The sequence below is a fragment of the Peribacillus sp. Hz7 genome (assembly GCF_042136355.1).
In the GTDB taxonomy this organism is placed as follows: domain Bacteria; phylum Bacillota; class Bacilli; order Bacillales; family DSM-1321; genus Peribacillus; species Peribacillus asahii_A.
The window spans coordinates 247,432-262,411 of sequence record NZ_JBHHJV010000003.1 but is presented as its reverse complement, the minus strand read 5'-3'; the positions used below and the strand labels follow the sequence as shown (position 1 = coordinate 262,411).

The following is a 14,980-nucleotide window of genomic DNA, read 5'->3' as shown; positions in this document are numbered from 1 at the left end:
TTTAAGGGGGTTATGATATGGGGATGCCGATGGAATTGAATACGATGATTGTTACAAAAGGTAATGAAAGACGTGAGGATGAAAATATTTTTCATTTAACAAAAGCAGGTTATCGGTTGTATCCAATTGATATTCCAGTTGAAGTGAAGAAGACGATAGAGTCTGATTCAAGTGGGACGGCTATTATTCAGAAAGTAGAGTGGGAGAATGAGCAAACAATGATTACATATCGGCTTATATCACTGAACTCAACAAATTAATGAAGTGGCTCGTTTAAGTGCTTTTACTAAACGTAGTCCGTATCACTAGGAGTATAAAAAACCCGACAATTAACTCTCAATTGTCGGGTTTTCATTCTTTAATTAAGCGATTGGTCCGCCTTGTTCAACGATTTCTTTTGATACATTGAATTTTTGGATGTTTTCATGGAATTTAGCCGCAAGTTCCGTTGCTTTTGCTTCGTATGCTGCTTTATCTTCCCAAGTTTTGCTTGGCTGAAGAACTTCGTCTGGAACACCAGGTACATGAAGTGGAATCTCTAAACCGAAAATGCTATCTTTAACAGTTTCAATGTTTGTTAATTCACCTTCAAGAGCTGCTTGAACCATTGCACGAGTGTAAGCAAGTTTCATACGGCTGCCAGTTCCGTATTCTCCACCAGTCCAGCCAGTGTTTACAAGGTAAACTTTTGCATTGTGCTCATCGATTTTTTGTCCAAGCATTTCTGCATAACGTTGAGCTGGAAGTGGTAAGAATGGAGATCCGAAGCATGTAGAGAAAGTTGCTTCTGGAGATGTAACTCCGCGCTCTGTACCAGCTAATTTACTAGTGTAGCCACTTAAGAAGTGGAACATAGCTTGTTCTTTTGATAATTTACTGATTGGAGGTAATACTCCATAAGCATCAGCTGTTAAGAAAATAATTGTATTTGGATGTCCAGCAACACTTGGCAATACGATATTGTCAATAGCATCCATTGGGTATGCTGCACGTGTATTTTCAGTTAATGTTTTGTCATCATAATCAGGAATACGAGTATCAGGATCAATCACTACGTTTTCTAATACTGTTCCAAAACGGATTGCATCAAAGATTTGTGGTTCTTTTTCACGAGAAAGGTTGATTGTTTTTGCATAGCAACCACCTTCAATATTGAATACACCATTTGAAGACCAGCCATGCTCGTCATCACCAATTAATTTACGGTTTGCATCTGCAGATAACGTTGTTTTACCTGTTCCTGATAGTCCGAAGAATAAAGCAACATCACCTTCACGACCTACGTTTGCTGAACAGTGCATAGAGAAAATATCTGATTCAGGAAGTAAGTAGTTCATGATAGAGAAGATAGATTTCTTCATTTCTCCAGCATATTCCGTTCCACCGATTAAAACTGTACGACGTTCGAATGAGATAATGATAAATGTTTCTGATTTTGTTCCATCAACAGCTGGATTCGCTTTAAAGTTAGGAGCAGAAAGAATTGTAAATTGAGAATCATGATTAGCTAATTCCTCTTCTGTAGGACGGATGAATAATTGATGTGCAAAAAGATTGTGCCAAGCATATTCATTCACAACTTGAATTGGAAGGCGAGATGATTGATCAGCACCTGCAAAACCTTTAAACACAAAAATTTCATCTTTTTCTTTTAAATACTCTGTTACTTTGTTGTATAATTTATTAAACGTCTCTTCAGAAATCGGCTGGTTAGAGTTCCAGTCTATTTTATCTTTTACGGAAGCCTCTTCCACGATATATTTATCTTTAGGTGAACGACCAGTGTATTTACCTGTTTCAGCTTTAATTGCTCCTGTTGCTGTTAATTCACCTTCGTTACGGCTTAATACTTTTTCTACTAACTGAGGTACAGAAAGTTGTATGTGAGCGTTTTTACCAGCTAATAATTGGTGTAACTCATTAGAAACATCCACAGAATTCATATATGAGATACCTTCCTTTGTTTTAAGTTTTTTAAATTACGATTAGTATAACACATTTATTTAATTAGTCTATACTAATTATTTTTTTTTGTGATTTTTTTTATATGGTCTCCTTAATCAAGTTTATCATTCGATTAAAAGGAAATATTTATCAACAAAGCAATGATAGGGTTGCATAACAGACTTGTCAACAATATTTTAAAAAATGTCATATAATAAAATCGATATGAGTATGATGAAACGTGTTCACTTTGTCAGTTGTCTAAAAAAGGATTATAGTACTCGACGTTTTCCAGTGTATAGAGTAGGTTTCTTTGCAAGCGTATGAGAAGGCACCTAACATGTTTCTTTTAATAGGAAAGAATTAAGAAAGAAATTTATTTAATATGACTTTAACTGGAAGGTACTAAAAGGTTTTTTATGCTATTCGTAACACTATGTTACAGTATCTCTTATTATGTATCGTTTGTCGATGTAATTAGGACCTTATAATCTAACGTTGGGTAGCTAAAAAATGTCATATCCTCTTATCCTAATCGTGCAAGGGGGAGTTGTTCATTATAAAAAGGCTATATTAATGATGCTGTTCACTTTTTGCTTGTTTCATTCAGACTAGCTGAAAGGTACGTGGAACTGTGATTTCATATAGACGATATAAAACATTGTACAAAAAAGTGTTGACAGCGTCCAACAGATTCCGTATCATTTTTAATTGTACGGATTCTCTTATCCCGAGTTGGTGGAGGGACAGGCCCTATGAAACCCAGCAACCTGCCATAGTGTGAACTTAAAGTGAAATGAAGGCTAAAAATAAGGCCGTTCATTTTTTAAGGAATCGTGGTGTTGGTGCTAACCTGAGCAAGGTAAACAACCCTTGAACGATAAGAGTGAAAGGATAGTTGACAGATAATAAACCTTTCCTCATTAGTTAGGAGAGGTTTTTTTGTATTTTGAAGAAGAATCAAAGTACAAGGGAAACATGAATTTCGATTAATCGAGATAAAAAGTCGTGTTTTTCTAAATATATTTGTCACTATGATGGAAGCTAATAAGGGAATGAGCTCCGTAAAAGACAGACTTTTGCCTATAATATAACTAACTTCCAAGGAGGAAATAAGATGTCAAAGAACCGTCGTCTATTTACTTCTGAATCTGTGACAGAGGGTCATCCAGATAAAATTTGCGATCAGATTTCAGATTCAATTCTTGATGCAATTCTAGAAAAAGATAAAAATGCTCGTGTTGCTTGTGAAACAAGTGTAACTACAGGGCTTGTACTTGTTGCAGGTGAGATTACGACATCTGCTTATGTAGATATTCCACGTATCGTTCGGGATACAATTGCTGGAATTGGTTACACTCGTGCAAAATATGGTTTCGATGCCGAAACATGTGCCGTACTAAGTTCAATTGATGAGCAATCAGCGGATATTGCTGCGGGAGTAAATCAAGCGCTTGAGGCTCGTGAAGGAACAATGACTGATGAGGAAATCGAAGCAATCGGTGCAGGAGACCAAGGTTTAATGTTTGGTTTTGCTTGCCGAGAAACAGAAGAATTAATGCCGCTTCCTATTTCTTTAGCACATAAACTTTCTCGTCGTTTAACAGAAGTTCGTAAAAACGGCACATTAGAATATTTACGTCCAGATGGGAAAACACAAGTAACTGTAGAATACGATGAAAACAATCAACCAGTTCGCGTAGATACAATTGTTATTTCTACTCAACATGACCCAGAAGCAACGCTTGAACAAATTCAAGCTGACTTAAAAGAACATGTCATTAAAGCAGTTGTACCAACTGAATTAATCGATGAAGCAACAAAGTATTTCATTAATCCAACAGGTCGTTTTGTAATCGGTGGACCTCAAGGGGATGCAGGTCTTACAGGTCGTAAAATCATCGTTGATACGTATGGTGGTTACGCTCGCCATGGCGGTGGAGCATTCTCTGGTAAAGATGCAACGAAAGTGGACCGTTCAGCGGCATATGCAGCTCGTTATGTAGCGAAAAACATTGTAGCTGCTGGTCTTGCTGATAAAGCGGAAGTACAGCTTGCTTATGCAATCGGTGTTGCTCAACCTGTATCAATTGCTGTAGATACATTTGGAACAGGCACAGTAAGCGAAGAGAAATTAGTGGAGCTTGTTCGCAATAATTTCGATCTTCGTCCAGCGGGTATCATTAAAATGCTTGATTTACGTCGTCCTATTTTCAAACAAACAGCTGCTTATGGACATTTTGGCCGTACAGATGTGGATCTTCCATGGGAGCGTACAGATAAAGCGGAAGCGTTAAAAGCACAAGCATAACTATGATAAGAAGAACTAACTTATTTGAGTTAGTTCTTTTTTTATTAGTCATGGAGCATATATATAGGTAAAAGTAAGCCCAAAATCATATATAATACAAATAGAACCTTTTCGACAAAATACCTAACTTGTAACGAGTTAGGCACTATATATGTATTCATATTTTAAGGGCAGTAAGGTCCTTATCTCAAGATTATGAGGAAATAATAAGGAAGGCAGGGGGGAGAAGGCTGCCGTATTGCTCCAATTGGTGAGATATAGTTGAACTAATCAGGTTTGTACGGTCACTTGATTAAAGCGAAGCGGAAATCTTAGTGACCGTAGAACGTGGCTAACTATCAATTGGGGGTGAAGGGAAGACCCAACTGTATAGAAGTTTCCTTTTATTTAATTCTCTCTGCGTGTTTGTATAATTGTCCTTTTTCAGCGTATTCTCGGATAATGCGTTCCACATCTTTACGATCTTCATCATTCAGCTCGCGCACGACTTTTGCTGGACGACCAAATGCGAGTGTATTTGGCGGAATCACCTTGCCTTGAGGAACGAGACTACCGGCCCCGATAAAGGCACCTTCACCAATTTCTGCTTTGTCTAGGACGATGGAGCCCATTCCGATTAGCGCACCTTTACGGATTTTACAGCTATGTAGAATAACTTGATGACCAATTGTTACCTCATCTTCAATAATCAGCGGGTTATTAGGACTTTGATGAAGTACACTATTATCTTGGATACTTACTTTTTTCCCGATAATCGTTGGGGCTACATCGCCACGAATGACGGAGTTAAACCAGATTGTTGTTTCTTCGCCAATTTTTACATCTCCAGTTACAACAGCATTTTCAGCAAGATAAGCACTTTCAGCAATTTCAGGAGTTTTTCCTTTAAAAGGATAAATAATCATTTTGTATCAATTCCTTTCCGTAACTAGTATTTTTCGGTATTATTTTAATATACCGTAAAAAGATATTACTCATTAATCATACGTGTACTGGTCCATTAGTTCTATTGTTTTTTTTACACAATTTTAAACTAAGGATAAATACTTGGCTTTTATTAAAAACTAATGTCACTATCTTTCAACAGCGTTTTTTATATTACACCTAGAGAAAGATAAGAAGGGGGAATTCACATGTGGAAATGGGAGGCAGAGGGTGCTGCAAAAGCAGTAATTGTCATCATTCATGGTGCGATGGAGCATCATGGGCGCTATAAGTGGCTTGTGCAAATGTGGCGATCATCTGGATACCATGTTGTGATGGGGGATCTTCCTGGACAAGGAATAACATCACGTGCTTCTCGAGGTCATATTGATTCCTTCGATGAATATTTAGATGAAGTGAAAATTTGGATTGAAGCTGCTTATGAATACTCATTGCCTGTATTTTTGCTTGGACATAGTATGGGGGGATTAGTAGCAATTCGTCTTCTTCAAGAAGAGGAATGGGATATTGCTGGTGTGATTTTATCTTCACCGTGTTTAGGATTAAAAAAACAACCACCAAAAATGATGAAGGCGATTTCTCCTGGACTAAATATTGTTTTTCCTACATATAAAGTAGACTCTGGATTGTCACCAGACTTAGTGACGCGGAATCCTGAAGTACGTGAATCCGATTTGAACGATTCATTATATGTTACAAAGATTTCTGTTCGTTGGTACAGTGAGCTTACGCAATCTATGAAAGATGCATTTGAAGAAATTCCTGATTTGCAAGATGTTCCGTTATTACTTATGCAGGGCGGCGATGATCAGGTCGTAGATAAAAAAATGGTTCGTGATTGGTTTAATTATACTTTGCTAAGTGAGAAACAATTTAAAGAATGGCCGAATCTTTATCATGAAATTTTTAATGAACCAGAGCGAGAAGATGTGTTTAACTATGCGCTTGGTTTTGTAGAAACGCGACTAAAAATACTAGGATATGTCATCTAAAGGTTTTGTTATAAAATCCTATTTAATAGTCAATCTAAGGGGGAAAGTTGCTGGATGAATGTATGTTCGGCAGCTTTTTTTATGTGCTGAAGAAAAGCTAGTTTCTTGGAAAAAGTAATCCCCCAAATCATAAAGATTTGGGGGACGTTTGTTCTTTAAGCAATTTCAGATTCCTTCGAGTGAACTTTTTTCATAAATTCATTTACGTCACCTGGTACTTTTCTGTCTAGTTTAGACACAATGTACACGGAAAGGAAACCGACTGGAACCGTGATGATTCCTGGAACATTGAATTGTAAGAATGTTGGAAGTGTGTCTTTAAAGAAAATCATGTACATCGACACACCAAGTCCGATTAAAAGTCCGGCAATTGCTCCTTTTTCCGTCATACCGCGCCACCAAATTCCTAAGATGAAAATTGGGGTAAAGGTACTTGCGGCAACCGTAAAGGCTAGGGCAACAAGGTGACCAATTGAAGCATCTTTAACAAGTAATCCAAGTGCTCCGTATAATACACCAAGAATAACAATCGCTACTTTACCAGCAACAACACGTTGTTTTTGAGTAATGTTTTTCTTTAGAACCGTTGCATATACATCATGAGCAAGAGCTCCAGAGCTTGCAATGAATAGACCTGATAGATTTGAGAAGATGGCAGCAAAGGCACCGGCAATAACAAGTCCTAGCAGCCAATCGCCACCTAGTGCTTGAGCTGTAGATGGAACAACCATGTTGTTCCCGCCTGTAATCAGGTCACTCATAACTTGTGAGGAAGCTTCTCCTTGGATAAAGATGGCGCGGCCAACTGCTCCAAGATATACAGCGAATAAGAAAAATACGCTGGCAATCCCGATTGCCATTAAGGCAGAACGTCTAGCTGCTTTAGCACTTGGGTTTGTATAGAATCGTAACAATAGATGAGGCAGACCAATCGTACCAAGAGAAAGACCAATTGTCATGGAAATAGTTTGCCAGAACGTCGGGAAGTAGTTACCTGTTCCAGACCAAGAATCCCCGTCAGCTACAACATCTTTGCCGTCAGTTGTATATTGAGCGGTATCCGCAATAGTTCCTTTAAAATCACTAATGTTCGCTAAAATTTGATTATAATGAAGTCCGATGTAGATAGCTATTACAGTCATCGCAACGAAGGCTGCAAGGCGAATCCATAGCTCTAGTGCTTGGTTTAATGTTGTTCCTTTCATCCCGCCGACACCAACATAGAACACCATAAGTGTACAAGTAAAAATAATTCCGAATTCATAACTTGTTCCAAAGAACATACTTAAGATTTGTGCGGCACCAAGTAATTGAGGAGCTGCATAAAAGCCTGAAATCGCTAAGACGACAACAACGGCTGTTAGTCGGGCACGTTGACTATGGAAGCGGTAAGCAAGGAAGTCAGCTACCGTATAGGCACCGAAGCGACGAAGTGGACCAGCTACGAAAATAGCAAGCAATGTTAAACCGATAGAGAAACAGAATGTATAATAGGCTCCGTCATATCCTAGCTGGAATGTTAAACCAGCAAGTCCAAGGAAAGTCGCTGCACTTAAATAATCGCCACCGATGGCTGAACCGTTTGTAAACCATCCGAAGCTTCGTCCTCCAACGAAGAAATCACTAGCACTTGCATTTCTTTTTGTTAAGTACGTGATATACACGATTGTCCCCATTAAGAGAATCGTTAATAAATATTTTGGTTCTAATAAAGTTTGGATCAATTAACGTTCCTCCTTTCTTGACTGTCAGTGCTATTTTCGCTTGCATACTGTTTAAGTCGCTTCTCATAAAGATATGTGTGTATGTAAGCGATACCGAAAGCTAATGCCATGGCAACAATACTAGTAAAGAACCATGAGTACGTCATGCCTCCCCAAAGTCTTGAAAAGAAAAATTCAGGTGCGTACCAATTCAAAATTGGGATGGACAAGATAAAAATGTAGTAAAAAATAGTTAGTTTAGAACCTGTCCCAAATTCCTGCTTCATAATCTTGCTAGTTTCGGGATCAAGCGGGGGTAAATCCTTGATGTCGATTTTTTCTGCTGGTACGTATTCGTAATCATCTTTGAACTCACTAGCCAAATTCTCTCATCTCCTTTCATTTAATGAAAAGGCTTACAGTAATTGGATGTAAACCTTTCATTTTCTTGATTGTACTTGAAAAATATGGATTACACCTTACAAAATATTGCTACATTTTTACATAATATTGCTAATTTTCCATAAAAAAATAGTATAATAGATAGAGAAATAGAATCTTTTTGTAGAAGGGGGGAAAGAAATGGCGTATTGTGTAAAATTATTAGTAGATGATCAAGAAGAAAAGCAAAAGATTGAAACGTGGTTAACGCATCCTTCTTTTAAACAATTAGTCATTCAGGATATAGATACAATTTGTAACGATGATATTCTTATAATGGAAATCAATACGCCGTTTGATTGGGTAAAAGCGAGAAGATTGCTTAAAAAACATAAAGACTTACTTATATTTCCATTGCTCAACCCTTCGATACTGCAAACGTCACCTATTGCAATCGAACTCCAACTGCCATCTTTATTTATCAAGCCAATTACGAAACATTTATTTTATCGGAATATTAAAAAGGCATTGAGCTATTCTTCTAGAAACAAGTTTACATTAGAACAAGAAGACTATCCAATTGATGAGCTGCTGTTACAAAATATTCTTAAAGAGGAAATATCCGCCGAGAAAATTGAAACGGTTTTCATAAAGGGCATGGTTCCGAATGTCGTCTATTTTATCCAAGGCTTAGTACTTTCGACAACACGAGAGGAGAGAGAGGGCTGGCAGGCTTCAAGTGTCATTCAAAAGGAGATTATGAAAGCATTCTCTATGATTGGACAGGATGTTTATTTTCTCCCTTTTAGAAAGCACTTAGCCTTAGCATTGAGAGTTCCTCCTGGTATTTCCTCCCCGTGTTATTGGGAGGAAGGAGAAAAGATGATTGTTGAGTTAATCGATAAGCTGAAGCATGAATATGGCATTCAATTATATATCGGTGCGGGGTCCATTCATCGGGAGCTATTAGGTTTAAAGAAATCGTATCAAGAAGCGAGAATGGCTCGAACGAGTCCTCCAAAATATGGGCTGTCCCTTCGTTATTTTGATGAAATTCCAACCAATATATCCGTTCAAGAGAGCATTGATTATATTACTGAACATTACGCAGAAAATTTGTCGATTCAACAAGTAGCGTCTCAAATAAATTTTAGTCCGACATACTTTTGTCGACTGTTTAAAAAAGAAACTGGTCATAGCTTTGTTTCCTATTTAACGTTTGTACGCATTCAAAAAGCTGTATGGTTTTTGCGCAATACAAATCAAACAATTGAACAAATTGCTTTTGAACAGGGATTTAACACACCGAGTTATTTTAGTACGATTTTTAAAAAGGTTGTCGGATTATCTCCGAGTGAATATCGGGCAACAAAAGAGGTTATTTTTATGTAAGCAAAACTACATGGATAAAAAAAGCAGATGGTAATCATCTGCTTTTTTATATGAAAGGTTTTGTTAAATGATGTTGTTAATCAGCATCGTTGTATACATGTTTTCAAAGAGAAAAACACCGCACCCATGAGGGTACGGTGTTGAATAAATCAATGCGATACGTCAGAAACAGAGATTCCTGTGTTCGCTTTGACACGGATTTCGTTGTAGATTTTTGCATTTTTTGCTTCGTTTGCTTTGTTTTGTGTCAAGATTGTACCAAGCCATCCTGCAAGGAATCCAAGCGGAACACTGATGATAGCTGGGTTAGACAAAGCAACAAGTGGAGTACCGACGAAAATTGCTTTACCAGCTTCTGGGTTCCAAACATTCGGGCCCAGTGCGCCAAGAATAAGACAAGAAATCAAGCCGGTTGCCATCGCGATGATAGCGCCATTGGAGTTGAACTTTTTCCAATAAATTGTGTAAAGAATAACTGGTAAATTCGCTGATGCTCCAATACAGAAAGCGAATGATACAAGGAATGATACGTTCAATGTCTGCGCGCCAAGAGCAAGCAGGATTGAAAGAATTGCAATTGAGATAGATCCTGTACGTGCTGCTACAAGTTGCTGCTTAGGAGTTAATTTACCATCTTTCATGATTTCGCCGTAAATATCATGCGAGATTGCAGAAGCTCCTGTTAATACAAGACCGGATACTACCGCAAGAATTGTTGCGAAGGCAACTGCCGAGATGAATGACAGCAGCACGTCGCCACCAAGGAATTCAGCAAGAAGCGGTGCAGCCAAGTTTCCACCTGGGTTAGCAGCTAAGATTTTTGCTTGGCCGACGAATGCAGCCGCACCAAATCCAAGAAAGATTGTTAATGAGAAGAAAATCGCTGTAATCCAAGTTGTCCATGTAATAGATTTACGAGCAGTCTTTGCATCTTTAACTGTAAAGAAACGCATTAAAATGTGCGGAAGACCAGCTGTACCAAGTACAAGTGCGATCATCATAGACATTGAGTCGATAGTGCTTGTATATTTGATACCAGGAATCAAGAAGTTTTCACCTTGTTCCGTAACAGTTGCAGCTGTGTCGAACATTTTCATAATGCTGAAATCGAACTTTGCAAAAACAAGAAATGAGATAATAGCTGTACCGAATAAAAGTAGACATGCTTTAATAATTTGAACCCATGAAGTAGCGGTCATACCACCAAATAATACGTATACTGTCATCATGACACCAACGATTAGAACGGCTGTCCAATATGGGATACCGAATAGCATTTGAATCAATGCACCGGCTCCTACAAGCTGGGCAATCATATATAGAATGACAATTGTGATTGTCGATGTTGCAGCTATACCGCGAATGCGCTTTTCGTTAAAACGAGCTGTCAACATATCTGCAAGTGTATATTTACCAAGGTTACGCATCGGCTCTGCGACGATGTATAAAAGAACAAGGTTAGCTACAACATAGCCTACCGAGAAGAAGAAACCGTCAAAACCAGTCAGGGCAATCGCACCGGATACTCCAAGGAATGCTGCTGCTGATAAATAGTCACCGGCGATAGCCAAACCATTTTGCCAGCCTGTCAGGCCGCCGCCTGCTGTGTAGAAGTCACTCGCAGAAGACGTACGCTTAGCTGCGATATAGGTAACAAGTAATGTTAAACCAACAATTCCAAGGAAAAAGCCAATAGTTACTAAATTCATCGTCTGCCGCCTTTCTTTTGCTGATATTCGGCGATTACTGCCTCAGCTTGTTTGTCGAATTTTTGTGCACGGCTAACATAAAGCGTACAAAGAATAATGGTCATTAAGAATAAAGATAAAGAATAAATCCAGACCCAAGTAATGTTTCCAATTGCTTTTGCTTGCAAAGCGTCCGTGAACGCTAGAATCGGCAATAAAATATAAGCAGTTAAAAACAAGAATGTCGTTGTGAATAAGAATCCCCTTTTCTGTTTAACAAGTTTGTTAAACGAATCCATTTCCACAAATGCATCGTAGTCGATTTCCGGAGTTTTCGCTTTATCGTCTACATATGCTCTGGCTGCGTTTGCCATATAAAACTCCCCCTTTAAAAAAATTAACCCCCAAGTTTTAGAACTTAGCATTGTAAGCGCTTCCTTCATCCAACCTACTTTAGGAATCAGGAAAATAGAAAGCTATGAAAAACTTTTAAAACTGTTATAGTAAAGCTTTCTGTTTTTCAAATTGTACTATATTATAAATAGGGATACCTTACAGAAATTTGTCTTAAAAATACAAAAATTTGCACTATTGTTGTCGGAACATAGTATAATTTGTAGAATAATTTGTGGTTAGGGAGGGGTTTAATGTCGTACCGTGTTCAATTATTAGTACAGGATAATCAAGAAAAGACAAAAATAGAAACATGGTTAGCTCATCCCAGTTTTTCAAACTTGATCATTCAAAACGGAGGGGCCATTCTTCCAAATGATATTCTGATTGTAGAAATTACTTCTCTTTTTGATTGGATAAAAGTGCGTAGAATGATGAAGCAGCATCCAGATATTATTATCATTCCAATTCTTGATCAATCAATGACTAAAACGTCGCCTATTGCGCTTGAGCTTCAGCTCCCTTCATTATTAGTTAAGCCTTTAAAGAGCAGAGCGTTTTATCGGAATTTTGGAAAAACTATTTCTCTTCTTACAGAAATGCCTATTATAGAAGAAATGGTAGAGGGCGAATCCTACCGCGATATGTTTTGGAGAAGAGTGTTAAAAGGGGATATAACGAGTGAAGTAGAGATGTCTCAATCTCTTACATTAATGCCTTCAGCGATGGTTCCTAATTTAGTTTGTGGTATTCAAGGCTTTCTTATTAGTCCAGAGCGAGAGAAGAGTGAGGGATGGGAAGCTTCATCTGTTGTGCAAAAAGCTATTTTGAAAGCGTTCTCTACTATTGGGCATGAAGCTTATTTTGTTCCATTTCATAAAAATGCCGCTCTACTGTTAAAGAGTCCATCAGATGTGGCAACACCGTCTTTTTGGGCAGAAGGACAACGAGTAATGTTTTCTGTTATTGAAACACTTAGAGAAGAATATGGTATTCAATTATATATCGGTGTTGGATCGATTTGTCGAGAAGTCATGCAACTGAAGGATTCTTATGAAAATGCGAAGATTGCAAGAATGGCCGTTGCTAAGCATGAACTTTGGTTAAGATATTTTGATGAAATTCCAACAAACGTTTCTGTTCAAAAAAGTATTGATTATATACGATCCCATTATGCAGAAAATATTTCGATGAATAAAGTAGCAGCGAAGGTGAACTTTAGTCCAACCTATTTTAGTCGATTATTTAAAAAAGAAACTGGGCATAGTTTTGTTTCCTATGTTACGTTAGTTAAACTCCAACGCTCGATTCAGTTGTTACGACGAACGAATCAAACGATTGAACAAATTGCAATGGACTTAGGCTTTAATACGCCTAATTATTTTAGTGCTACGTTTAAAAAAGAAATTGGCTGGTCACCAAGTCAATATCGAGCGACGAAGGAAATTTTATTTTCACATAGCTGGGTAGAGGATGATTTTTAAATATAAGACTTTGACTCATGTGTGTGAGACCAAGCTCTCACACACATGAGTGAAAAATAAAAGTGCCTGTTTCTACTTGAATGGAACAGGCACTTTAAAATATATAGATTGTTTTATGCTCTTTTTTCAATGGCTACAATAAATGGCGGATGATTCGCTTGGTTTATGAATCCGTATTGAAGAACATGTGCTTTATCTTGCGGTAATTGTTTAACATAAGCTAGCAATTCATCTCGTTCAATCGCACCTTCTGGATGTCCATGGTAAATGACAAGTACGATGATGCCTTCCGGTTTCATTCTTTCAAGCAGTTGTTCAATCGCTGAAATCGTTGTACTTGCTTGTGTAGTAATGGTTTTATCTCCTCCGGGGAGGTAACCTAGATTAAAAATGGCACCCGTTAAGCTTCGTGTTTCCTTCTCCGGGATTAGATTTTTCAATTGTTCATGTCCAGCATGAAATAAAGTACAACGCTCAGATAGTTGTTCTGCTGCTAACTTTGCCGTAGTGCTTTGAATGGCCTCGCTTTGAATATCAAAAGCATACACATGCCCAGCTTCTCCTGTTAGGTTTGCAAGGAAAACGGTATCAAACCCATTCCCCATTGTGCCATCGACTGCGATATCACCAGGTTGTACCGCTTTTTCTAATAAAATTCTTGCAAAAGGTAGAATTCGATCAAGCTTCATTCTTTACTGCCCCCGCTTTGTAAAATTTCCCTTGCCAGCTATCGCGACGTTTGAGCTCTCCATCAATCGCATTTAGTACGTCCCATTTATTTACACTCCACATCGGTCCAATCATTAAGTCAATTGGTCCATCTCCTGTGATGCGGTGAACAATCATTTCTGGCGGAATGATTTCGAGCTGGTCGCAAACAAGCTGGACATATTCATCTCGCTGAAGAAATTCAAGTATGCCCTTTTCATATTGCTTAACCATAGGTGTTCCTTTTAATAAATGTAACAGGTGAATTTTAATCCCTTGTACATCTAATTTAGCGACTTCACGCGCCGTTTCCATCATCATGCTGTAATCCTCTTGCGGAAGTCCATTGATAATGTGGGAGCAAACACGAATGTTATGCTTGCGCAATTTGGCGACACCCTGTTTGTAACACTCATAATTATGAGCGCGGTTAATGAGGGTCGCTGTTTGTTCATGAACGGTCTGTAAACCGAGCTCAACCCATAAGTAGGTACGTTCATTTAGTTCCGCTAAATATTCGACAACATCATCTGGTAAGCAGTCAGGACGTGTTGCAATTGAAAGACCGACCACGCCTTCCTGTTTTAGAACGAGCTCATATTTCTCTCTCAATTCCTCAACGGGCGCATGCGTATTTGTAAATGCTTGAAAGTAAGCAATGTATTGACCGTCTTTCCACTTATAATGCATTTTTTCACTAATTTCCTTAAATTGCACATCAAGTGGTTCAGCACGATTTCCGGCAAAATCGCCAGAGCCGGCTGCACTGCAAAATGTACATCCTCCATGAGCGACTGTACCATCGCGATTTGGACAATCAAAGCCGCCATCAAGTGCAACTTTAAAAACTTTATGGCCAAAATGATTTTTCAGATGATAATTCCATGTGTGATAGCGCTTGTTATCACTGGCATATATAAACGGGTTTATCTGACTCAACATCAGCAACCTCCTATGTTCAATTAATTTATCCCACCTATTATACAATATTTTGAGCAAGAATAATTTTAGTTTGTTTGACTTAAACTAAGTTCGATGA

General features: G+C 38.2%; 13 protein-coding genes and 1 riboswitch. Of the genes, 5 read left to right on the top strand and 8 right to left on the bottom strand.

The genetic code is table 11. The features are described from left to right. Positions 1–17 precede the first annotated feature (17 nt). Positions 18–260, top strand: coding sequence for a DUF2584 domain-containing protein (locus ACE199_RS07225; RefSeq protein WP_119116940.1), 243 nt, complete (start codon positions 18–20; stop codon positions 258–260). Positions 261–362: 102 nt separating this feature from the next. Here ACE199_RS07225 and pckA read toward each other — a convergent pair whose 3' ends face one another. Further along, on the bottom strand, positions 363–1,943 hold the full coding sequence (pckA, locus tag ACE199_RS07220; protein ID WP_375349158.1) for a phosphoenolpyruvate carboxykinase (ATP): 1,581 nt from the start codon (positions 1,941–1,943) through the stop codon (positions 363–365). A 723-nt stretch (positions 1,944–2,666) separates the two neighbouring features. Further along, a riboswitch (SAM riboswitch) is annotated at positions 2,667–2,831 on the top strand. A 230-nt stretch (positions 2,832–3,061) separates the two neighbouring features. Between pckA and metK the strand changes: the two genes are divergently transcribed. Then, on the top strand, positions 3,062–4,255 hold the full coding sequence (metK, locus tag ACE199_RS07215; protein ID WP_252287056.1) for a methionine adenosyltransferase: 1,194 nt from the start codon (positions 3,062–3,064) through the stop codon (positions 4,253–4,255). Positions 4,256–4,638: 383 nt separating this feature from the next. On the opposite strand, the gene ACE199_RS07210 is transcribed toward metK, so the two are convergent. Next, on the bottom strand, positions 4,639–5,157 hold the full coding sequence (locus tag ACE199_RS07210; RefSeq protein WP_375349186.1) for a gamma carbonic anhydrase: 519 nt from the start codon (positions 5,155–5,157) through the stop codon (positions 4,639–4,641). Between the two features lie 231 nt (positions 5,158–5,388). Between ACE199_RS07210 and ACE199_RS07205 the strand changes: the two genes are divergently transcribed. After that, positions 5,389–6,192, top strand: a complete 804-nt coding sequence (locus ACE199_RS07205; RefSeq protein ID WP_127761714.1) for an alpha/beta hydrolase — start codon at positions 5,389–5,391, stop codon at positions 6,190–6,192. Positions 6,193–6,347: 155 nt separating this feature from the next. Here ACE199_RS07205 and ACE199_RS07200 read toward each other — a convergent pair whose 3' ends face one another. Together ACE199_RS07200 and ACE199_RS07195 are read right to left on the bottom strand one after the other, a co-directional pair. Next, complete coding sequence (locus tag ACE199_RS07200) at positions 6,348–7,916, bottom strand: sodium/solute symporter (RefSeq protein WP_127761713.1); 1,569 nt, start codon at positions 7,914–7,916, stop codon at positions 6,348–6,350. Beyond that, complete coding sequence (locus ACE199_RS07195) at positions 7,913–8,278, bottom strand: hypothetical protein (RefSeq protein WP_127761712.1); 366 nt, start codon at positions 8,276–8,278, stop codon at positions 7,913–7,915. The genes ACE199_RS07200 and ACE199_RS07195 overlap by 4 nt, the downstream gene beginning before the upstream one ends. Positions 8,279–8,477: 199 nt before the next feature. On the opposite strand from ACE199_RS07195, the gene ACE199_RS07190 reads away from it, so the two are divergent. Further along, on the top strand, positions 8,478–9,668 hold the full coding sequence (locus ACE199_RS07190) for a helix-turn-helix domain-containing protein (RefSeq protein ID WP_375349157.1): 1,191 nt from the start codon (positions 8,478–8,480) through the stop codon (positions 9,666–9,668). A 149-nt stretch (positions 9,669–9,817) separates the two neighbouring features. Here the strand turns inward: ACE199_RS07190 and ACE199_RS07185 are convergent, their stop codons facing one another. Both ACE199_RS07185 and ACE199_RS07180 read right to left on the bottom strand, forming a co-directional pair. After that, positions 9,818–11,377 (bottom strand): solute symporter family protein, encoded by a 1,560-nt coding sequence (locus ACE199_RS07185; protein ID WP_375349156.1) that lies wholly within the window; start codon positions 11,375–11,377, stop codon positions 9,818–9,820. Next, positions 11,374–11,730 carry a DUF485 domain-containing protein gene (locus ACE199_RS07180; RefSeq protein WP_375349155.1) on the bottom strand — a complete coding sequence of 119 codons (357 nt, stop codon included), beginning with the start codon at positions 11,728–11,730 and terminating at the stop codon, positions 11,374–11,376. Before ACE199_RS07180 ends, ACE199_RS07185 begins: the two co-directional genes overlap by 4 nt. Positions 11,731–12,003: 273 nt before the next feature. Here ACE199_RS07180 and ACE199_RS07175 point away from each other — a divergent pair, with 273 nt between their 5' ends. Beyond that, a complete protein-coding gene (locus tag ACE199_RS07175; protein ID WP_375349154.1) occupies positions 12,004–13,233 on the top strand; it encodes an AraC family transcriptional regulator in 1,230 nt (409 codons plus the stop codon). A gap of 113 nt (positions 13,234–13,346) precedes the next feature. Here the strand turns inward: ACE199_RS07175 and mnmM are convergent, their stop codons facing one another. Then, positions 13,347–13,922: a tRNA 5-(aminomethyl)-2-thiouridylate-methyltransferase MnmM gene (mnmM, locus tag ACE199_RS07170; protein ID WP_375349153.1), complete on the bottom strand. Its 576-nt coding sequence runs from the start codon at positions 13,920–13,922 to the stop codon at positions 13,347–13,349. Beyond that, positions 13,912–14,880, bottom strand: a complete 969-nt coding sequence (mnmL, locus tag ACE199_RS07165; RefSeq protein ID WP_375349184.1) for a tRNA modification radical SAM protein MnmL/YtqA — start codon at positions 14,878–14,880, stop codon at positions 13,912–13,914. The genes mnmM and mnmL overlap by 11 nt, the downstream gene beginning before the upstream one ends. Between the last annotated feature and the right edge of the window lie 100 nt (positions 14,881–14,980).

Coding starts and splice junctions, on each gene's coding strand:
- ACE199_RS07225 (WP_119116940.1), top strand. CDS start 18: ATGGGGATGCCGATGGAATTGAATACGATGATTGTTACAAAAGGTAAT.
- pckA (WP_375349158.1), bottom strand. CDS start 1,943: ATGAATTCTGTGGATGTTTCTAATGAGTTACACCAATTATTAGCTGGT.
- metK (WP_252287056.1), top strand. CDS start 3,062: ATGTCAAAGAACCGTCGTCTATTTACTTCTGAATCTGTGACAGAGGGT.
- ACE199_RS07205 (WP_127761714.1), top strand. CDS start 5,389: ATGTGGAAATGGGAGGCAGAGGGTGCTGCAAAAGCAGTAATTGTCATC.
- ACE199_RS07190 (WP_375349157.1), top strand. CDS start 8,478: ATGGCGTATTGTGTAAAATTATTAGTAGATGATCAAGAAGAAAAGCAA.
- ACE199_RS07185 (WP_375349156.1), bottom strand. CDS start 11,377: ATGAATTTAGTAACTATTGGCTTTTTCCTTGGAATTGTTGGTTTAACA.
- ACE199_RS07180 (WP_375349155.1), bottom strand. CDS start 11,730: ATGGCAAACGCAGCCAGAGCATATGTAGACGATAAAGCGAAAACTCCG.
- ACE199_RS07175 (WP_375349154.1), top strand. CDS start 12,004: ATGTCGTACCGTGTTCAATTATTAGTACAGGATAATCAAGAAAAGACA.
- mnmM (WP_375349153.1), bottom strand. CDS start 13,922: ATGAAGCTTGATCGAATTCTACCTTTTGCAAGAATTTTATTAGAAAAA.